The sequence below is a fragment of the Amycolatopsis silviterrae genome, assembly GCF_042684085.1.
Taxonomy (GTDB): Bacteria; Actinomycetota; Actinomycetes; order Mycobacteriales; family Pseudonocardiaceae; genus Amycolatopsis; species Amycolatopsis silviterrae.
The window spans coordinates 72,692-92,173 of record NZ_JBHUKS010000030.1 but is presented as its reverse complement, the minus strand read 5'-3'; the positions used below and the strand labels follow the sequence as shown (position 1 = coordinate 92,173).

Below are 19,482 nucleotides of genomic sequence, written 5' to 3'. Positions count from 1 at the left end.
CACAGACCTTCGGATATGGCAGGCATGGGGCCGCGCAGCTTGAGTTCCTGGCACGGGAATCTATGTCCCGCAAGGAGTCCTTCACGGACAGCTAGGCGCCGATGCGGCGTTCGAATCCTTCCGGGACGATCAGGTCGTCCCGGCTCAGGTCGTGCACGCTGCGGTGCCCGAGCGCGAGCAGCGTCGAGTCGATGCCGTTGCGCAGCACGTCCAGCACGTTCTCCACCCCGGCCTGCCCGCCCGCCGCGAGGCCCCACAGGTACGCGCGCCCGATCAGCACGGCGCGCGCCCCCAGCGCGAGGGCTTTCACGACATCGCTGCCGCGCCGGATTCCGCCGTCCAGCACCACTTCCACGTCCTTCCCGACTGCTTCCGCGACAGCGGGCAGCGCGCGGATCGTGGCGGGAGTGCCGTCGAGGTTGTTGCCCCCGTGGTTGGAGACCGAGATCGCGCTGACCCCGGCGTCCACCGCGCGGCGCGCCTCGTCGACCCGGTAGACGCCCTTCAGCAGGAACGGCCCGTCCCACTGCTTCCGCAGCCAGCTCACGTCTTCCCAGGTCGGCGGCGCGGTCTGCATCCACTGGCCGTACGCGCCGAAGAACGTCGGCACCGGAGTGCCCGGTTCGGCCATGTTCGGGACGCTCAGGTCCGGCAGCTTCCGCGTGCGGGCGTAAGTGAACAGCCACCGCGGGTGCATCATGCCTTCGGGTGCGAAGCGGATCAGTTCGCGCAGCGACAGCTTGTCCGGGATGTGCGGGCTGCCCCAGTCGCGGCTGTGCGAGAACGACCAGTCGAGCGTCAGGATGATCCCGACCGCGCCGGCGGACCGGGCGCGCTCCAGCCGGCGCAGGATGTCGTCGCGGCTGCCGGTCCAGTAGACCTGGAAGTAGGTGTTCGGATTGGCCGCCACCACTTCCTCGACCGGCTTGCTGGCGAACGACGACAGCCCCATCGACGTCCCGCGCGCGGCGGCGGCGCGGGCGACCGCCACCTCGCCGTCGGGGTGCACGGCCTGCACGCCGGTGGGCGAGATCAGCACCGGCAGCGCGACGTCGCGGCCGAGCACGTGCGTGCTCAGATCGCGTTCGCCGGGCAGCCCGGCGGTGCGCGGGGCGAAGCGGAGTTCGTCGTACGCGGCCAGATTGTCCTGCAGCGTCAGCCCTTTTTCCGAACCGGCGATCAGTGCCGAGTAGACGGACGCGGGGAGGCGCTTCTTCGCCCGGCGCTGTGCTTCGGCGATCGATTCGAACCAGGTGGTGCTCATCGTTTTCCCTTCGGGTCGGCGCGCAGCGGGCGCCAGGTGACGTGCGGGCGCAGCGGGACCGCGGTCCGGTGGCGGAAACAGCCCGCCCACACCCCGGCGCCGTACGCGAGGTCGTCGGCGACCGCGCCGGCGGTGTAGCGGAACGGATCGAGATCGGGCCGTTGCCGCAGCCAGGCGGTCAACGGCGGTCCGGCGAGCAGGGACGCGAGCGCAGCCCGCCGTCCCCAGCGTTTTCGCCCGCCGGGCAGCATGAGCGCGGCGGCCAGGGGAGCGGCGAATTGCGTGCTGTAGCGGCCGAAGCCGAGCCAGGTCTGGCCTACGGCGGTGCCCATCGCTTGGACGACGCCGTTTGCGGGGATGTCGCTGCGGCGCAGCACGCGGGTCATGCTCAGGACCGCGCCCGTGAACGCGGCGGCGGCGGGAAGCGGGCGGCGGGCCAGGAGCGCGGCGACGGTGAGCGTTGGCCACGGGTGCAGGACGAGCGGGGCCATCGCGGCCGGGCGGCGGATGGCGAGCGGCGCGGCGGAAGTGCCGTAGCTGGCGCGGCGGCGGAGCAACGCGCGCCAGGTGGCCGGTTCGTGGTGGTCGACGTGCGCGGAGGGGTCGTAGCGGATCCGGAAACCGGCGTCGTGGAGCCGCCAGCCGAGGTCGACGTCCTCGCCGACGCGCATCGCCGGGTCGAAGACCGCACCGTTGCGGGCGACGGAATCCAGTGCTGTCCGGCGAACCAGGAGCGCGGCAGTGGGCACATAGGACATTCGCGTGCCGGGCGCGACGCGGGCGGCGGCGGTGCCGAGGTCGAGGCTGCTGGCGGCGCGGGTGTAGCGGCCGGCCCAGGTGCTGGGGGCGAGCGGACGCACGCGTGGCGCGACGGCCGCGACCAGTGGGTCGGCGAAATGCCCGGCGAGGCGGTCGATCCAGTCGGGCGAGGGGACGCAATCGCTGTCCAGGAAGGCGATCAGGCCGGTGGAAACGTGCTCCAGCGCGGTGTTCCGGGCTGCTCCCGGGCCGCCGTTGACGTCGCGGCGGACGAGTTTCGCGCCGTGTGCGGAGGCGACCGCGGCGATGGCGGCCGGGTCGGCGGAGGCGTCGTCGACGACCAGCGCGGGGTAGCGGCCGTCGAGCCCGGCGAGGCAGCGGCTGAGGAGTTCGGCGCGGTCGCGGACCGGGATGACTACGGTAGCGTCGGCGGTTTCTTTTGGCGGCAACGGATGTGCGAACCCAGCGTCGGTGAGCAGCCGGGCGAGGGTGCCTTCGGCCGGGGTTTCGACCGGATGGTCCGCCAGCCGTTTCCATGCCGTCTGCCCGGCTTTCGTCAGGCGCAGCACGCGGGCGGGGGAGCCGCCGAAGAGGAGGCTGCCGGAGAGCTGTTTGACGCTCGGGTCCCTGGCGAGGCGGAAGCCGGCGGGCAGCGGGGTCGTCACAGCGCCAGCCCTCCGTCCGCGGGGATCACGGTGCCGGTCATCGCGCTGCTTTCCGGTCCGGCGAGGAACGCCAGCACGGCCGCGACCTCGGCGGGATCGAGCAGCCGCTGCACGGGTTGTTGGGCGGCAAAGGTTTCTGCTGAAGGAAGGTCGTACAGCCGGGCGCTTTCGGCGAGGATCGGCGTGTCGGTCGAACCCGGGCTGACCGCGTTGGCGGTGACGCCGGAGTCGCCCAATTCGGTGCCCAGCGCGCGAATCAGCCCGGCGACCCCGGCTTTCGCCGCGCAGTACGCGGCGAGCATCGGCAGCCCACGCGTCGCGGCGGCGGACGCCACGGCCAGGAACCGGCCGGAGCGGGGTTTCGGACGGCGCAGCAACGCGGGAATCGCCACGTGGGCGAGGTTGAGGACGCCGCGGAGGTTGATGTCGAGGACAGCGTCTTCCTGCTCCGGCGGCATCTCCCACAGCGGCACTCCGCCCGCGATCGCCCCCGCGGCCGCGATGGCCGCGTCGAGGCCGCCCCAGCGTTCTTCCGCTGCTGTTACCGCCGTGCCCAGCTGAGCCCGGTCGCGGACGTCTGCGCGGAATTCCTCGGCGGTCCCGCCGTTTTCGCGGATCTTGGCGACCACTGTGGACAGTTCTTCGCTAGTGCCCATCGAGTAGGGGAGGGCGGGATCGTTTTCGGCGACGTCCACGGCGAGCACGGCCCAGCCCTGTTCGGCCAGCTTCATCGCGGTGGCCGCGCCGATGCCGCGCGCCGCGCCGGTCACGAGAGCGGCTTTCATGACGTCCCCGCGGAAGTCCAGTCACGCACGTGCGCCCGCAACTGTGTCGTGAGGTCGTCGAGGAGGTCCCGGCCTTCGTCCGCGGTGGCTCCGGTGGGATCGCCGAGAATTCCGGTGTCGGTCACCGCCCGCACGCCGCCCTTGCGCAGCGCGGGAAGCAGCTCGCTGAGCGGACGAATGTCGCCCGGCGCTGCCCTGTCCATCCGCACCGCGTTGGGCCGAAGAGCCAGCTGCAGCGCGGTTTCCGGCCGTCCGGCGTGCGGATCGCCTTGCCAGCGCGGCTCGAACACCGAGACGTCGCGCGATTCAGCACGCAGCGTCGCGACCGCACGGGTCACCGAAGCCGCGTTGCCGCCGTGTGCGGACACGAAAAGCAGCCGCCGGAACGTCTCGCTGGCCGACCGGCCCAGCTCGACGAGCAGGAGTTCCGTAGCCGCCTGCCCGATCGACAGCGTCCCGGCGAAGCCGGCGTGCTCGCCGCTCGATCCGTACGGGACCGCGGGCGCGACCAGCACGTCCGGCCGGGTCGCGGCGAGCCGGTCGCACAACGCCGTCGCGACGTCGGTGTCCGTGCTCAGCGGCAGGTGCGGGCCGTGCTGTTCGGTGGCGCCGAGCGGCACGGCGAGGATCGCGCCGGACGCCGCGTGTGCGGCGACGTCCGGCGACGACAGGTCGGCCAGGCGCATCTCAGCGGCCGGGGGTGAAGCCGGCGAGCGGGTTCTCGTCGCAGGCCCGTTCCGGCGGACGGCGCATGCCGATCGTCACTGGCACCGGTTCGCGCTTGCGGGTGCGGTGCGAGTGGTCCAGCGACGGTTTCGGCGCGCTGCCCGCGGCGACCCCGGCCAGCGCGCGTTCGCCGTGACCGCGCACGCATTCCGGGTCCGGGCCGTCGAGCGGCAGCCCGGTGAAGAACTTCGCCGCCATGCACCCGCCGCGGCAGGCGTCGAACGCCGAGCACGACGTGCAGGCCCCGCCGCTTTGCGGGCTGCGCAGCTCGGCGAACAGCGCGGATTCCCGCCACACGCCGGTGAAACCGCCCTCGCCGCGGATGTTCCCGGCGAGGAAGGTGTCGTGGATGGCGAACGGGCACGCGTACACGTCGCCGACCGGGTCGACCAGGCACACCACCCGGCCCGCGCCGCACAGGTTCAGCCCGGGCAGGCCGCCGTCGCCGTAGCCCGCGAGGTGGAAGAACGAATCGCCGGTGAGCACGTTTTCGCCGTGTTTCACCAGCCAGTCGTACAGGTCCCGTTGCTGGGCCGCGGTGGGGTGCAGCTCGTCCCAGACGTCCGCGCCGCGGCCGGACGGGCGGAGCCGGGTGAGCCGCAGCTGGGCGCCGTAGCGGTCGGCAATCTCTTTGAAGTCGTCGAGCTGCCCCGCATTCTGCCGGGTCACCACGACAGAAATCTTGAAGTTCCCGAACCCGGCGGCGGCGAGGTGCTCCATCGCCCGGATCGCGGTGCGGTAGGAGCCGGGGCCGCGGACGTGGTCGTTGACCTCCTCGGTGGCGCCGTCGAGGGAGATCTGGACGTCGACGTAATCGCTGCCGGCGAGCCGCTTCGCGACGTCCTCGGTGATCTTGACGCCGTTGGTGGAGAACTTGACGCCGACGTGGTGCTCGGTCGCGTAGTCGACCAGCTCCCAGAAATCGGGCCGGACGGTCGGTTCGCCGCCGCCGATGTTCACGTAGAACACCTGCATGCGCTCGAATTCGTCGATCAGCGCCTTGCACTCGGCGGTGCTCAGCTCGCGCGGGTCGCGGCGGCCGGACGAGGAAAGGCAGTGCACGCACGAGAGATTGCAGGCGTAGGTGAGTTCCCAGGTCAGGCAGATCGGCGCGTCGAGCCCGAACTGGAATTCGTCCACAAGCGACATCACACGCTCCTCGGGTGGATCATGTCCGACGCCGCGAGGGCGGCGAGGGCGGCGCGGTAACGGGGCAGTTCCGCCTGCGCGACCCCGGCCTCCGCGCACGCCGCGCGGGCGGAGGGATGGTCGGTCAGCGCCTGCACCGCGGCGAGCATGGTGCGGCTCTTGAGAAACGACAGCCGGCGGGTGCCGAAGTGGTACAGCAGCGCGCCGAACCGCTCCGGCCGGATGGAGACCCGGCTGTCCAGTTCCCAAGCACCGTCCAGATCGAACGCCGCGGCGCTGCGATCAGTAGACACCGCACATTCCGTCGATCGAGACCTCTTCGACGAGCAGCTCGTCGGCTACGACCTCTTCGGGCTTCGTCTCGGGTGCGGCGGTCGTGTCGCTCATCGTGACTCCTTTGTCTCGTGCGGCGATATTTGACACCTGGTGTCGAATGTGACGGCGAGAATACTGTCACCCAGTGCCAGAAGCAATGGCCTGCTCGCGCGGGGCACCCGAATGGGGGTTCTCCGCGGCCGGGAACCGACGGCCCCGCCGGTCCGACTCCTCAGGAGGCGGACCACGCGAAGGGAGCAGGATGGCCATCGGCATCGACGACGTGCCACGCATCGAACCGGAACCGGCGGCTGGGTGGGCGGCGCTCCGCCCGCTCGTGCTGCGGCTGCATTTCTACGCCGGAGTGTTCGTCGGACCGTTCCTCCTGGTCGCCGCGCTGACCGGGATCGCGTACGTGTGGACGCCGCAGCTGGAACAGGCTGTCTACCCGCGGGAACTGCACGTCCCGGCCACGGCCGGGGCGGTCCCGCTCGACCAGCAGGTCCTCGTCGCGCGCGGTCGGGTGCCGGACGGGAAGATCATCGGCGTGCGCCCGGCGCCGTCGGCGACCGACACCACCCAGGTGATCTTCGACCGCCCGGGGCTGGCTCCGAGTTATCGGTACACAGTGTTCGTGAACCCGCACGACGGGGAGGTTCGCGGCGCACTCGAGACCTACGGCTCCGGGCAGGCGCTGCCGGTCCGCGGCTGGATCGACACCCTGCACCGCAGCCTGCATCTGGGCGACTTCGGCCGCCTCTACAGCGAACTCGCGGCGAGCTGGCTGTGGGTGATCACCCTGGCCGGATTGGCGCTGTGGCTCGGCCGCCGCCGCCGGCGCCTGCGTGCCGTGCTGCTGCCGTCCGCCGGAAAGCCCGGACGGCGCCGCCTGCGGACGTGGCACGGTTCGGCGGGCCTGTGGATCGCCGCGGGCCTGCTGTTCCTTTCCGCCACCGGACTGACCTGGTCGCTGCACGCGGGCGCGAACGTCACCGATCTCCGGTCCTCTTTGGACTGGACGACCCCGTCGGTCTCGGCCTCGGTGCGGACTCCCGGCGACGTCGGCTGGCAAGCCGCCCGCGACGCGACCGCCCGGGCCGGACTGTCCGATCCCGTGGAGATCCGGCCGCCGTCCGAGGGCGGTTACGTCGTGCAGCAGATCGGCCGGAGCTGGCCGTCCCGGCAGGACTCGATGTCGGTCGACCCCGGAACCGGCCAGCTCACCGGAACGCTGCGGTTCGCCGACTACCCGCTGGCCGCGAAACTGAGCCGGTGGGGGATCGACGCGCACATGGGGTTGCTGTTCGGGGTCGCCAACCAGATCGCGCTGACAGTCCTTGGCTTGGCGTTGATCTGCGTCGTCGGCTGGGGATACCGGATGTGGTGGCTACGCGGACGGTCCCGCTTCGGCCGCTTGCCGGTGCGCGGCGCCTGGCGTCGGGTACCCGGACGCGTGCTGGCTCCGGTCCTGGTCGGAGCCGCGGTGGTGGCGTGGTTCCTGCCGGTGTTCGGGGTGTCGTTGCTGGGATTCCTGGCGGTGGACTGCCTGCTGGGCTTGCGCCGGGAGGTCGCGCGATGATCGCCGGACTGGGTTTGCGATGGATCCTCACTCTGGTGTTCGCGGCAGCCGGAGCGTTCTGCCTGTACCGATGCGCGCGACGCCCCGGCGTGAGCGATCGAGTGGCAGACGCCCTGCACGCGGCGATGTGCGTGGGAATGGTGACGATGACATGGCCCGCGACGATGACTTTCGCGCGGATGCCCCAGGTCGTGCTGTTCACCGCGGCGGCCGGATGGTTCGCCGTGAGCGCCGCACTGGGCCTCGGCCACGGACGGCTGCCGGGCGCGCACCACGCGCTGATGATGGCCGGGATGGCGTGGATGGCGTTCGTGATGCCGTCGGCGATGGCGGGAATGACGATGTCCGCGACAGCCATGGGCGGCGAACACGCGGGAATGGACATGGGCGACGCGGGAATGACGATGACCGGCCACGCACCGGCGCATGTGGTGGTGGTCGCGGTGCTGCTGGCGGCGGTTTTTCTCGTGGCGGGGACGGTGTGGCTGGCCCGGGCGATCGATCACGCCCGGGCGGTTGCCCGGCCTGGGCGGAGGGAGGCTGGGCTGGTGATGGAGGGCGTGATGAGCCTGGGGATGGCGGTGATGGCGGTGGCGATGATTTGAGGTTTTTTGGGGCGCGTTGCTGACATCCTGGTGAGAGCGTGGCGATTGGTCCGGACTGCCGTTGATTCGCACTGCCTTGCGCGGCACTGTGCGGATCAATCGCCTCCGCTGGTGCGCGACTGCGCGAGGTGAACAACTCCGCCCTGGTGCCTTGTCCGCCTCCTGAACGGGGCGGGCCTGTTCCGGAGGGTGGCGGGGTTTGCCCCAGGCTGCGCGGCCTGTCTTTCAGGCTGCGCGGTCGTCTTCGCCGGGGTGGCGGCTGTGTCGTCGGGCGCGAGGCTCGCGCCATCGCACTCTCCCGAAGGCGTCGCGGTGGCGGAGTGCGGCAGGCGTTCCTGTTCCCGGCTGTGTGAGCTTGCTTCGCGGGGGTCAGGCGGCGCGGTGCCGTCCGGTCGGGCGCTGGGAATCGCGGCCGCGCTTCGGGTGCGGGCGGACCAGGGCGAGCGCGCCGTGGGCCGTCACGGAGGTGTGGTCCGGGTCGTCGGCGGTGTCGGCCAGGTCAGGGCCCGGCTGGTGGCGGAGCCGGTGCTGCCGGTGGACCGCGTAGAGCAGCACCAGCCCGACGACGAGGAAGACGTGCGACAGCACCCGGGCGACGGTCACCCGGTCGCCGATCAGGTCGCTGGTCGTGAGCACCGCGAGGACGATCACAAAGCCGGTGATCATCGGCAGCTGCCCGGCCGCGGCGCGGGTCCGCAGCGCGGCCCACAGCAGCCCGACGCCGACCGCGAGGTTCCAGGCCGCGCTTTCGTTGATGAGGTGGCCTTCCATGAACGCGCCGCTGCCGTGGGCGTTGTCCATGCCGAGCAGCTGCGCGAAGGCGAGCCCGCACTGGACCAGCCCGACCAGCCCGAGCGCGACCCGCAGTCCCCATTTTTCCCGAGGTGGGGCGGGGGTTTCGGCGAGGATCCGGTCGGTGAGGTCGGGCACCGCGGGCGCGCTGCGGACCAGCAGGGAACGGCGCAGCGACGCGCTCCGCTCGTACCAGCTCCGGCACGACGCGCACGTCTCCAGATGCTGGTCGACCTGCGGTTCGGGCAGCGGGCCCGCTTCGCCGTCGAGTCGCGCGGACAGCGCTTCGCGGAAGATTTCACAGCTCACGTCTGTCATAGTCGCTCGGCGGCGCGCCCGGGTTCCCGCCGGGTTCGGCGTTTTTTCCCGGGCACTGGTCACGGAACGGCCCCGGACCGGCATGGACTACCGTGAGGCCCGTGTCCACCGGCCGCGACAACGACGACGAGCGGATCACCGCGCTGGCCCTCGCCGCCGGCCGCGGCGACCGGGTCGCTTTGGAAGCCTGGGTCCGCGCGACGCAAGCCGACGCGTGGCGGTTCTTGGCCCACCGCACCAGCCCGGCCGACGCGGACGACCTCACCCAGGAAACGTACCTGCGCGCGTTCGGCTCGCTGCCGAGGTTCGCGGGCCGGTCGTCGTCGCGGACGTGGCTGCTGTCCATCGCCCGCCGGGTCGTCGTCGACCGCATCCGCGCGCGCTCGGTCCGCCCCCGCGAATCCACGACGGCCGACTGGCAGCGCGCGGCCGAAGAACAATCGGCCCGCACGCGCACGGCGGGTTTCGAGGACCTGATCGAACTGGGCCTCCTGCTGGACACCCTGGACGACGACCGCCGCGAAGCCCTGGTGCTGACCCAGTTCCTGGGCCTGTCGTACGCGGAAGCGGCCGAGGTGTGCGGCTGCCCGGTCGGCACGGTGCGCTCCCGGGTGTCCCGCGCCCGCGACGATTTGCTGCGCGCGCAGGAGGAGAACGACACCGCGATGTGACGCGGGTCGTGCTGCCCGGCTGGATCGCGCGGCTCTCGGTGCGGGGGCGGGCTCGGTCGGGTAGCCAGGCGGATTGCCCGGCGGTTAGGCGGCCAAGCGGATTGCCCGAGCCGTCGTTGCCGTATCCGTAGGACACGCGGCGATGTCCGGCACCTGGCCGTGCAGATACTCCGGCTGGGCATGGCACTCCGGCCCTACCCGGCCTGGCCCTACCCGGCCTGGCCCGGGTAGGGCCGGGTGCCCGGACCCGGCCTGGCCCGGACTCGGCCTGGCACCCGGACCCGGCCTGGCACCCGGACCCGGCCTGACACCCGGACCCGGCCTGACACCCGGACCCGGCCTGACACCCGGACCCGGCCTGACACCCGGACCCGGCCTGACACCCGGACCCGGCCTGACACCCGGACCCGGCCTGACACCCGGACCCGGCCTGGCGCCCGGACCCGGCCCTGCCCGATGCCCGGACCCCCGGCTGTGCCCGGGACCCCGGCTGTGGCTGGTGCCTGGATCGTCTCCGGCTCCTGGACGGTGCCTGGTGTCTGGACCGCGTCCGGCACTCCGACTGTGCTCGGTGCCTCGACCGAGCCTGGCATCCAGGCTGTGCCCGGCACCTGTACCGTGCCCGAGACCCGGCCGCGCCCGGCACCTGGACAGCGCCCAGCATCCCGGCTCAGCCCGGCACCGGATCCCGGCCGTGATCCAGATCGCGGGAACTCGCGGCCGCCTCCTCCCGACCATTCAGTTGTGCGCACTATTCCGACCCCGCACCGGCGCGCTTTGCTTGCCGCAGCGGGTATTGCCGCGGTGGCCGCGGTGGCGGTGGTCGCCGCGGCGGGCGACGTCTACGCCGCGCTCGGCAACCCGGCTCCGGGGCCGTTGACGTCCGTTGGCACCTCCTTGCTCCGGTTGATCGCCGACGCGGCCGGGGTGGTCTGCGTCGGCGCACTCGCGTTCGCGGCCTTTCTGAGTCCGCCGGGCGAATCGGGCCGGCTGTCCCCGGACGGTTACGCGGCGACCCGCACCGCGGCGGGCGCCGCGGTCGTCTGGATGCTCGCCGCCGCCGTGCTGGTGCCGTTCGACGCCGCCGACGCGTCCGGACGGCCGGTTTCCGAGGCGTTGCACCTGGCGAACCTCGCCGTCCTCGTCGACGCCATGGAGGAACCCAAGGCATGGCTCTGCGTCCTCGCGGTGGCGACGGTGGTGGCGATCGGCGTCTGGCGCACGTTGACCTGGCGGACCACGGTGTTCTGGCTGGGGCTCGCCCTCGTCGGCTTGCTGCCGCGCGCGATCGCCGGGCACGTCTCCATCGGCGCGTGGCACGACCTGGCCACGAATGCCTTGGTGTGGCACGTGATCGCGGCCGCGCTGTGGACCGGCACCCTGGTCGCGTTGCTGGTCCACGTCCGCGGCGCGGGCTCGGCGCGCGAGGTCGCACTTCGCCGGTACCGCAGGTTGGCGACGTGCTGCCTCGTCGTGCTGACCGCATCCGGGATAGTCGACGGCCTCGCACTGGCCCGTCCGGCTGGATTATTTACTGGCTATGGCTTTCTCCTCGGGGTGAAGGTCGTGGCGGCGGCGGTGTTGGCGGCGCTGATCGCGGTGACCCGCCGTCGGTGGGGCGGCGGGACCGCGGCTCTCGTGGCGGAGGTCGTGGTGCTGGCTGGGGCAATGGGCGTCTCGGCCGGGCTCGCGCACCTGGTGCCGCCGGCGTTCGTGAACGATCCGGCGACCGTCGGCGAGACCGTGCTCGGCTACGACCTGCCTGATCCGCCGACGTTCGCCCGGCTCTTCCTGGATTGGCGTCCGGACTTGCTGCTCGGTGTCGTGGCAGTGCTCGCCGTGGCGGCCTACGCGGTCGCGGCGCGCCGCCTCCGCAAGCGCGGCGACGACTGGCCGCGCGGCCGGTTCTGGGCGTGGACCTGCGGCTGGGCGACGGTGCTGATCGCGACGTCGTCCGGCCTCGGCAAGTACTCGTCCGGAACCTTCAGCCTGCACATGGTCATCCACATGACGCTGGCCATGCTCGCCCCGGTGCTCCTCGTGCTCGGCGGCCCGGTGACCCTCGCGCTGCGCGCCCTGCCGGTGGCGGGCAAAGGACCGGACGGCCCGCGCGAGTGGCTGGCGGCATTGCTGCACTCACGCTTCACCAGGCTGATCGCCCATCCACTGGTGGCTTCAGTGGTGTTCGTCGGCTCGTACTACGCGCTGTACTTTTCCGGCCTGTTCGGCGAGGCGATGCGCTACCACTGGGCACACCAGCTCATGAACCTCCATTTCCTCGTGTCCGGCTACGTTTTCTTCTGGCTGGTGATCGGCGTCGACCGCCCGCCGCGTTCGATGCCGCATCTCGCGCGGCTCGGCATGATGTTCGCGGTGATGCCGTTCCACGCGTTCTTCGGCGTGATCCTGATGAACAAGCAGACGGTGATCGCCGAGACGTTCTACCGCTACCTTTCCTTGCCGTGGATGCCTGACCTCCTTTCCGATCAGCGCCTCGGCGGCGGAATCGCTTGGGCTACCGGCGAAATCCCGATGATCGTGGTCGTCGTGGCGCTGCTGGTGCAGTGGGGCCGCCACGACGACCGCGAAGCCGCTCGCCTGGACCGTCGCTTCGATCAAGGCGAGGACGACGATTTCGCCGCCTACAACGCGATGCTCGCCACCTTGGCCGCCAGAAGGCAGTAGCCGCGGTCTGCCTGTCGCGAGTCAGGCGGGAGCACGCGCCGGCAACGGCTCAGCAACAGCGATCTCCTTGTGCTGGGCCGATTCCGTCGTTACACCACGGCGGTCACCACCTCGTCCAAGGCTCCGGACTTGACGTCCGCGACGAGAACCTTCAGCTGTGCCACGCTCATCTGCACCAGCTGACCGAAGTCGTCGGTCAGCACGACGCGGCGTTCCGGCGGGGCTTCGTCGTCGACGAACAGCTCCGGGCAGCCGCAGTCGCAGTTGCCGCAGAATGTGGTCACGTGCCGCATATCTCCTGTCGCGGCAAGGGATTCGTTCATGATCGCTCCTGTCTGATCGGGTCGGGCCAGGCACTGCCACCATCCGGATAGTCGTCGCAGCGGGCCAAAAGGTTCCCGAGTCACCCGAAGGTGTGGCGGCGGAAAAGCAGGCGTACGATGGGAAGCAGTCCGCCTTCCCGGCGCCGGCACTGCCACCGCCTCGTGCCCGTCCTGGAATCCGGAGAATCATGTCCACGCAGACCGCCGCCCCCGCGGCGACCCCGACCCATCACCTCGATCTCGCCGTCGGCGGGATGACCTGTGCCGCTTGCGCGGCGCGCGTCGAGCGTTCCCTCGGCAAGCTCGACGGCGTCCGCGCCACGGTGAACTACGCGACCGAACGCGCGAGCGTTCACTACCCGGCCGATCTCGATCCCGCCGCGCTCGTCGCGACGATCGAGCGCGCGGGCTACACCGCGACCGTCCGCGGCGAAACGAGCCCGGAGAACCGCGACGCCCGCGTTCGCGATCTGCGCCGCCGGCTGATCGTGGCCGCGGTGCTCGCGGTCCCGCTGGGCAATTTGTCGATCACGCTCGCGCTCGTGCCGTCCTTGCGATTCCCGTTGTGGGAGCTGGTATGCCTGCTGCTCGCGACCCCGGTCGTGTTCTGGTCGGCGGCCCCGTTCCACCGCGCCGCGCTGCGCAATCTGCGGCATCGATCGTCCAGTATGGACACTCTCGTTTCCTTGGGCGTGCTGGCGTCCTACCTGTGGTCGGCCGCGTCGGTGCTGATCGGCTCGGGCAGCGAGGCGGGCTACTGGATCGGGTTCGGCACCACCGCGCCGGGCGCGGATTCGGTGTATCTCGACGTCGCTGCCGGGGTGACGACGTTCCTGCTCGCCGGCAGGTACTTCGAGGCACGGTCCCGGCGCGGTGCGGCGGACCTGCTCGGCGCGCTGGACGCGCTGGCGGCGAAGGACGTGCGGATCCTGCGCGCGGACGGCGAGGTGCTGGTCGGCATCGGCGAACTGGCGGTCGGCGACCGGTTCGTGGTGCGGCCGGGGGAGAAGATCGCCGCGGACGGCACTGTGGACAGTGGACTGTCCACAGTGGATGTCAGCGCAATTACCGGCGAACCGGTTCCGGCGGAGATCGGGCCGGGCGACCGGGTGATCGGCGGGAGCATCAACCTGAACGGCAGGCTGGTGGTGCGCGCGGAGGCGGTCGGGGCGCGTTCGCAGCTGGCGCAGATGAGTGCGCTGGCCGAGCGGGCGCAGGAACGGAAGGCCGCGGTGCAGCGGCTCGCCGACCGGGTGTGCGCGGTGTTCGTCCCGGTGGTCTCGGCGTTGGCGGTGCTCACGCTGGCCGGGTGGTTGCTCAGCGGAAACCCGGTGCGGGACGCGTTCGGCGCGGCGGTGTCCGTGCTGATCATCGCGTGCCCGTGCGCGCTGGGGCTCGCGACGCCGACCGCGCTGATGGTCGGCGTCGGGCGCGGCGCGCAGCTCGGGATCCTGGTGAAGGGGCCGGACGCGCTCGAGGCGAGCCGCACGGTCGACACCGTCGTGCTGGACAAGACCGGCACGGTGACTCAGGGACGGATGACCCTCGCCGAGACGCGGGCGTTCGGTTCGTTCTCCGCGGCGGAAGTGCTTCGTGTCGCGGCTGCCGTGGAAGCCTCGTCAGAACACCCGATTGCCGCGGCGATTGTCGCCGGTGGGCCGGAGGTGCTGCCGGAGGCCTCGGAGTTCCAGGCCTTGCCAGGGCTGGGCGCGCGCGGCTTGGTTGAGGGAACGGCCGTGGTGGTCGGGCGGCCGCGATTGCTGGCCGACGAGAGGGTTTCGGTTGGTCCGGAGGTCGAGGCCGCGGTGGCGTCGGCGGAGGCGACCGGGGCGACGGTCGTGCTCGTGTCGAAGGGCGGAGAGGTCGCGGGCATGCTCGTCGTGCGGGACGAGGTGAAGCCTTCGGCGCGGGCGGCGGTCGCGCAACTGCACGGGCTGGGATTGAAAACGGTGCTGCTGACTGGCGACAACGAGGTGACGGCCCAGGCGGTCGCCGCCGAGGTGGGAATTCCCGACGTGCTCGCCGGGGTGCTGCCGAGCGAGAAGGCGGCGGCGGTGTCGGCATTGCAGCGCAAGGGGCATCGGGTGGCGATGGTCGGCGACGGGGTGAACGATGCTCCGGCGCTGGCGACCGCTGATCTCGGCCTGGCGGTCGCGGAGGGAACCGATCTCGCCTTGCGCTCGGCCGACATCATCCTGGTCCGCGACGATCTGTCGGTGCTGCCGGATGCGATCCGCCTCGCGCAGCGGACGTTGCGCACGATCCGCGGCAATCTCGTCTGGGCGTTCGGGTACAACGTGGCCGCGCTGCCGCTCGCCGCGTGCGGACTGCTGAACCCGCTGATCGCGGGGGCCGCGATGTCGCTGTCGTCGGTGCTGGTGGTGGCCAACAGCTTGCGGCTGCGGAACTTCGCGCCCGGCCGCTGAACAGGGAGGTGGGCGGGATCACCCTGGCCGCCGGTCGCCTGATGAGGTTAGGTTTGCCTAATCAGATCGGGTGACGGAGGCGAGGTGCGCGGTGACGCGGGACGCGGAAGCCGGGATCGAGGGGCGGGTCGCGCTGGTCACCGGCGGTGCGCGCGGCATCGGGGCGGCGGTCGTGGAGGCGCTCGCCCGGGCCGGTGCCGTCGTGGCCGCCGTGGATATCGACGAGGAGGGGTTGCGGGAGGTCGCCGCGCGGGACTTCGGTGCGGGGCCGGTTGGAGCGGGTGAGCGGGGTGCCGGGTCCGGTTCGGGTCTCGGGGCGTCTGGCGATGCTGCGCGGGGTTCTGCTGCGGCGGGAGCGCCGGAGGGGTCTGGTGGTGCGCGGCTCGTGAGTGGTGCGCCTGCCGGGGCTTTTGCTGGCGGCGACGTTGCGTCGCGTTCTGGTGCGCCTGGGGGACCTGGTGGTGCGCGGCTCGTGGATAGCGCGCCAGCGGGGGCCTTTGCGGACGGCGATGCCGCGCGGGCGGCGGGAGTGCGCGCGGGAAGCGGTGCCGCGGGAAGCAGTGCCGCGGTGGCGGAAACTCGTGGCCGCGCCGAGCTGTCGGTCAGTGCCGGGGCCGGGCGAGTGGTGCCGTTCGTGGCTGACGTCGGGGATCCGGGGGCGGTCGCGCGGGTGGTGGCGGACGTCGAGCGGGACCTCGGGCCGATTGGGATCGGGGTGTCTGTCGCGGGGGTGTTGCGGCCCGGGTCGGTGGGCGAGACCAGCGACGAGGACTGGGCGGCGACGTTCGCGGTCAACTCGACCGGCGTGTTCACCGTGCTGCGCGAGATTTCCCGGCGGATGCAGCCGCGGGGGAGCGGGGCGCTCGTCACGGTCGGGTCGAACGCGGCCGGCGTCCCGCGGACCGGGATGGCCGCTTACGCCGCTTCGAAGGCCGCCGCGACCATGCTCACCCGTTGCCTCGGGCTCGAACTCGCCGGGTCGGGGATCCGGTGCAACATCGTTTCGCCGGGGTCCACCGACACCGACATGCAACGTCTGCTGTGGACGGACGATTCCGGCGAAGCGCGGGTAATCGCGGGGAATCCGGAGGAATTCCGCGTCGGGATTCCGCTCGGGCGGATCGCCGATCCCGCCGACATCGCGGACGCGGTGCTTTTCCTCGCGTCCGACCGGGCGCGGCACATCACCATGCAGAACCTCTACGTCGACGGCGGCGCCACGCTCCGTGCGTGACCGGGTTGACCCGCCGGGCGGCTTTTCCTTTTCGTCCGGGTACGTTAGTGTCCATTAGGTTAGGCTAACCGAACAGTCAGACAGCCGTGCCTTGCGCAAGGGACGGACGGGGCGGCTCGGCCGCCTGCACGTGTGCGAAAGGGAATTCACCTCGTGTCCTCACCTGCTCCGGCCCGTCCGCGGCCGGTCCATCGGGCGGCGGATCTCCTGGCCGCGTACCTGCCAGGGTCGTTCTACTACTCCTCGGCCCGAGGGGTGCTGCTCGCCGACGGGGTGCACTCGCACGTCCGCGGCGCGTCCGGCAACCGGGCCGCGGCGGCTGCCGAGGCGCTGGAGGCGGCGGTGCTGGCGGGGGTCGAGAATCCGGTCGTCGTGGGGGCCATCGGGTTCCGGCCGGATTCCGGGAGCAGCCTGATCGTGCCCGCGGTGGTGCGGCGGGCCGGTGCGCCGGGCGCCGGGGAAGAGCTGGGCGCAGGTCTCCACGCGGGCAATTGTGCGGACGCGGGTGCCGGGGACGAGCTGGTGGCAGGTCCTCACACGGGTGATGGTGCGGATGCGGGTGCCGCTGAGCGAGACGTTGCGGGCGAACGCGCGAACGCGAGTGCCGCTGAGCGAGACGGCGTGGAGCCGGGCAGCCGCGACCCCGCTCGCGAAGGGGACCGCCCTGCCGCGTCAGGCCAGCGTTCCGCGAAAGACCGAAGAAACAACGGCACCGAAACCCCGCTGAACAACACACCCTGGACCGTGGTTCCCCAACCGGCACCCGAGGTCTACGCCGAAAGCGTCCGCCGGGCGGTCGACCTCATCCAAGACGGCGAGCTTCGCAAGGTCGTCCTCGCGCGGGCGCTGGATCTCGTGGGGGAGCGGGGCGTTTCCGTCCAGCAGTTGCTGAACAACCTGGTTCTCGCGGATCCGGCGGCGCACGCCTTCGCCGTTGACGTCAGCGCGCCGGGGGATCCGGAGCCGCGGACGCTCGTCGGGGCCAGTCCGGAGTTGCTCGTTTCGCGCAAGGGCGACGTCGTAACGGCGAATCCGCTTGCCGGGTCGCGGCGGCGGACGGGGGATCCGGCGCAGGACGCGCAAGCGATTGCGGACCTGCGAGTGTCCGAAAAGGACCTCAACGAGCACGCCCTCGTCGCCGCGCAGGTGGCTGAGGTGCTGGGCCGGTACTGCACCGAACTGGACGTCCCGGAGAAGCCGGAAGTGATGGGCACACCGACGATGTGGCACCTTTCGACCCGGATCACCGGGCGGGTCGGGCCGGGCGGGCCGTCGTCGTTGGAGCTGGCCGAGGCGCTGCATCCGACGCCTGCGGTCTGCGGGGTGCCGGTCGGCCTCGCGCGCGACACGATCGCGCAGCTGGAGCCCGAGGACCGCGGGTACTACGCGGGGCTGGTCGGCTGGACCGACCTCGCGGGCGACGGCGAATGGGTGGTCACGATCCGGTGCGCGGAGGTTTCCGGCCGGACTGCGCGGTTGTTCGCGGGTGCGGGCGTGGTCGCCGGGTCGGACCCGGCGGCGGAATTGGCTGAGACCAGTGCGAAGTTCGGGACGTTGCTGCGTGCGCTGGGTGCGGAGGGCGTCGCGTGAACGGGTGGCCGGAGGAAACCGCGGCGAGGTATCGGGCCAGCGGGTATTGGCGCGGGCAGACGTTCGGGGCGCTGCTGACGTCGCTCAAGGACGCGTACGCGGACCGGACGGCGGTGGTCGGCGAGGAAGCGCGGTGGACGTTCGCTGAGCTGGACGAGCGGGCGCACCGGCTGGCGGCGGGGTTTGCCGCGGGCGGGATAAGAAGAGGCGACCGGGTGGTCGTGCAGTTGCCGAACATCCCGGAGTTCGCGTCCGTGGTTTTCGGGCTGTGGCGGGCCGGTGCGGTGCCGGTGTTCGCGTTGCCCGCGCATCGGGACAGCGAGCTGCGGCATTTCGTGGAGCAGAGCGAAGCGAAAGCGATCATCACCGTCGGGGAGCACGCGGGGCATGATCACGCGAAGATGGCGCGTGAGGTTGCTCAGGACCGAAAAGTCTTCGTGGTCGGGGAGCCGGAGTTCGGGGAGCTGGCGGACACCGAGCCGCAGGAGCTGCCGGAGCCGGATCCGGAGGGAATCGCGTTTCTGCAGCTTTCCGGCGGAAGCACGGGGCTGCCGAAGCTGATTCCGCGTACTCACGACGATTATCTTTACAGCGTCCGGGAAAGCGCGCGGATTTGCGGTCTCCGGAAAGAAAGCGTTTATCTCGCGGCGCTGCCCGTCGCGCACAACTTTCCGCTCAGCTCGCCGGGGATGCTCGGGGCGCTGCACGCGGGCGCGGCCACGGTCATGGCGCCGCGCCCGGACGCGGACACCGCGTTCCGGCTGATCGAGGCCGAAGGGGTCACGATCAGCGGGGTCGTCCCGCCGCTGGCCGCGGCCTGGGTGCAGGCGGCGGCGCGGACCGGGCGGGATCTGTCCTCTTTGGACGTTCTGCTGGTCGGCGGCGCGAAATGCGGCCGGGAACTCGCCGAACGCATCGGGCCGGCGCTGGGCTGCCGGCTGCAGCAGGTGTTCGGCATGGCCGAGGGGCTGGTCTGCTACACCCGGCTGGACGACCCGGAGGACCTCGTCCTCGGCACCCAGGGGCGGCCGATTTCGCCGGACGACGAGGTGCGCGTGGTGAATCCGGACGATCCGCTGGCGACGTCGGACGACCTCGTCGAGCCGGGCGAAATCGGCGCGCTGCTCACGCGCGGGCCGTACACGATCCGCGGTTACTACAACGCCGCGGAACACAACAAGACCGCATTCACCGAGGACGGCTTTTACCGCACGGGCGATTTGGTGCGGCAACGGGAGTCCGGGCATCTCGAGGTCGTCGGGCGGGCGAAGGAGCAGATCAACCGCGGCGGCGAGAAGGTCGCGGCGGAAGAGGTCGAGAACCACCTGATGGCGCATCCGGGCGTGCTCGACGCGGCCGTCGTCGCGGTGCCTGACGAGTACCTCGGCGAGCGGACCTGCGCGTACGTCGTTCCGGCGGACGGAGCCCAGCCGACCGCGGCGGAACTGCGCCGGTTCGTGCGCGGGCGCGGGGTGGCCGCGTTCAAGGTGCCGGACCTGGTGGAGGTGGTCGGGGAGTTCCCGGTCACCGGCGTGGGCAAGACCAGCAAACGCGAACTGCGGGCGGCGCTGACCGCCCTGGCGAAGGAGAGGTGAG

Annotated in this window: 17 protein-coding genes and 1 pseudogene; 9 read left to right on the top strand and 9 right to left on the bottom strand. The window is 71.5% G+C overall.

Going from position 1 to position 19,482, the window contains the following annotated elements:
- Positions 1 to 91 precede the first annotated feature (91 nt).
- Genes mftD through mftA form a run of 7 tightly spaced genes read right to left on the bottom strand, consistent with a single transcriptional unit; the run spans position 92 to position 5,735 of the window.
- Positions 92 to 1,264, bottom strand: coding sequence for a pre-mycofactocin synthase MftD (gene mftD, locus ACFSVL_RS37605; protein WP_378311430.1), 1,173 nt, complete (start codon positions 1,262 to 1,264; stop codon positions 92 to 94).
- Entirely contained in the window at positions 1,261 to 2,688 is a 1,428-nt protein-coding gene (mftF, locus tag ACFSVL_RS37600) for a mycofactocin biosynthesis glycosyltransferase MftF (RefSeq protein WP_378311428.1), read from the bottom strand. The genes mftD and mftF overlap by 4 nt, the downstream gene beginning before the upstream one ends.
- Entirely contained in the window at positions 2,685 to 3,473 is a 789-nt protein-coding gene (locus tag ACFSVL_RS37595) for a mycofactocin-coupled SDR family oxidoreductase (RefSeq protein ID WP_378311427.1), read from the bottom strand. The genes mftF and ACFSVL_RS37595 overlap by 4 nt, the downstream gene beginning before the upstream one ends.
- On the bottom strand, positions 3,470 to 4,159 hold the full coding sequence (gene mftE / locus ACFSVL_RS37590; protein ID WP_378311425.1) for a mycofactocin biosynthesis peptidyl-dipeptidase MftE: 690 nt from the start codon (positions 4,157 to 4,159) through the stop codon (positions 3,470 to 3,472). The genes ACFSVL_RS37595 and mftE overlap by 4 nt, the downstream gene beginning before the upstream one ends.
- A 1-nt stretch (position 4,160) precedes the next feature.
- A complete protein-coding gene (gene mftC / locus ACFSVL_RS37585; protein WP_378311423.1) occupies positions 4,161 to 5,348 on the bottom strand; it encodes a mycofactocin radical SAM maturase in 1,188 nt (395 codons plus the stop codon).
- Complete coding sequence (gene mftB, locus ACFSVL_RS37580) at positions 5,348 to 5,641, bottom strand: mycofactocin biosynthesis chaperone MftB (protein WP_378311421.1); 294 nt, start codon at positions 5,639 to 5,641, stop codon at positions 5,348 to 5,350. Before mftB ends, mftC begins: the two co-directional genes overlap by 1 nt.
- On the bottom strand, positions 5,631 to 5,735 hold the full coding sequence (mftA, locus tag ACFSVL_RS37575; RefSeq protein ID WP_378311419.1) for a mycofactocin precursor MftA: 105 nt from the start codon (positions 5,733 to 5,735) through the stop codon (positions 5,631 to 5,633). Before mftA ends, mftB begins: the two co-directional genes overlap by 11 nt.
- A gap of 190 nt (positions 5,736 to 5,925) precedes the next feature.
- On the opposite strand from mftA, the gene ACFSVL_RS37570 reads away from it, so the two are divergent.
- Positions 5,926 to 7,242 carry a PepSY-associated TM helix domain-containing protein gene (locus tag ACFSVL_RS37570; protein ID WP_378311417.1) on the top strand — a complete coding sequence of 439 codons (1,317 nt, stop codon included), beginning with the start codon at positions 5,926 to 5,928 and terminating at the stop codon, positions 7,240 to 7,242.
- Positions 7,239 to 7,847: a DUF5134 domain-containing protein gene (locus tag ACFSVL_RS37565; protein WP_378311415.1), complete on the top strand. Its 609-nt coding sequence runs from the start codon at positions 7,239 to 7,241 to the stop codon at positions 7,845 to 7,847. The genes ACFSVL_RS37570 and ACFSVL_RS37565 overlap by 4 nt, the downstream gene beginning before the upstream one ends.
- Before the next feature lie 369 nt (positions 7,848 to 8,216).
- Here the strand turns inward: ACFSVL_RS37565 and ACFSVL_RS37560 are convergent, their stop codons facing one another.
- Entirely contained in the window at positions 8,217 to 8,957 is a 741-nt protein-coding gene (locus ACFSVL_RS37560) for a zf-HC2 domain-containing protein (protein ID WP_378311413.1), read from the bottom strand.
- A 101-nt stretch (positions 8,958 to 9,058) separates the two neighbouring features.
- Here ACFSVL_RS37560 and ACFSVL_RS37555 point away from each other — a divergent pair, with 101 nt between their 5' ends.
- Positions 9,059 to 9,628 (top strand): sigma-70 family RNA polymerase sigma factor, encoded by a 570-nt coding sequence (locus tag ACFSVL_RS37555; RefSeq protein WP_378311411.1) that lies wholly within the window; start codon positions 9,059 to 9,061, stop codon positions 9,626 to 9,628.
- Between the two features lie 744 nt (positions 9,629 to 10,372).
- Positions 10,373 to 12,313, top strand: coding sequence for a cytochrome c oxidase assembly protein (locus tag ACFSVL_RS37550; RefSeq protein ID WP_378311410.1), 1,941 nt, complete (start codon positions 10,373 to 10,375; stop codon positions 12,311 to 12,313).
- An 89-nt stretch (positions 12,314 to 12,402) separates the two neighbouring features.
- Here ACFSVL_RS37550 and ACFSVL_RS37545 read toward each other — a convergent pair whose 3' ends face one another.
- Positions 12,403 to 12,636 (bottom strand): hypothetical protein, encoded by a 234-nt coding sequence (locus ACFSVL_RS37545; RefSeq protein WP_378311408.1) that lies wholly within the window; start codon positions 12,634 to 12,636, stop codon positions 12,403 to 12,405.
- Positions 12,637 to 12,824: 188 nt separating this feature from the next.
- On the opposite strand from ACFSVL_RS37545, the gene ACFSVL_RS37540 reads away from it, so the two are divergent.
- The 5 genes and pseudogenes from ACFSVL_RS37540 to ACFSVL_RS37520 all read left to right on the top strand — a co-directional run bounded on the left by ACFSVL_RS37540 (position 12,825) and on the right by ACFSVL_RS37520 (position 19,481).
- Positions 12,825 to 15,062, top strand: coding sequence for a heavy metal translocating P-type ATPase (locus ACFSVL_RS37540; RefSeq protein ID WP_378311406.1), 2,238 nt, complete (start codon positions 12,825 to 12,827; stop codon positions 15,060 to 15,062).
- A gap of 70 nt (positions 15,063 to 15,132) precedes the next feature.
- A pseudogene (locus tag ACFSVL_RS37535) lies at positions 15,133 to 15,300 on the top strand (SDR family NAD(P)-dependent oxidoreductase); the annotation flags it as partial.
- Between the two features lie 234 nt (positions 15,301 to 15,534).
- Positions 15,535 to 16,296: a 2,3-dihydro-2,3-dihydroxybenzoate dehydrogenase gene (locus tag ACFSVL_RS37530; RefSeq protein ID WP_378311672.1), complete on the top strand. Its 762-nt coding sequence runs from the start codon at positions 15,535 to 15,537 to the stop codon at positions 16,294 to 16,296.
- Between the two features lie 153 nt (positions 16,297 to 16,449).
- Entirely contained in the window at positions 16,450 to 17,886 is a 1,437-nt protein-coding gene (locus ACFSVL_RS37525) for an isochorismate synthase (protein WP_449224402.1), read from the top strand.
- Positions 17,883 to 19,481 (top strand): (2,3-dihydroxybenzoyl)adenylate synthase, encoded by a 1,599-nt coding sequence (locus tag ACFSVL_RS37520; protein ID WP_378311404.1) that lies wholly within the window; start codon positions 17,883 to 17,885, stop codon positions 19,479 to 19,481. Before ACFSVL_RS37525 ends, ACFSVL_RS37520 begins: the two co-directional genes overlap by 4 nt.
- Position 19,482 lies beyond the last annotated feature (1 nt).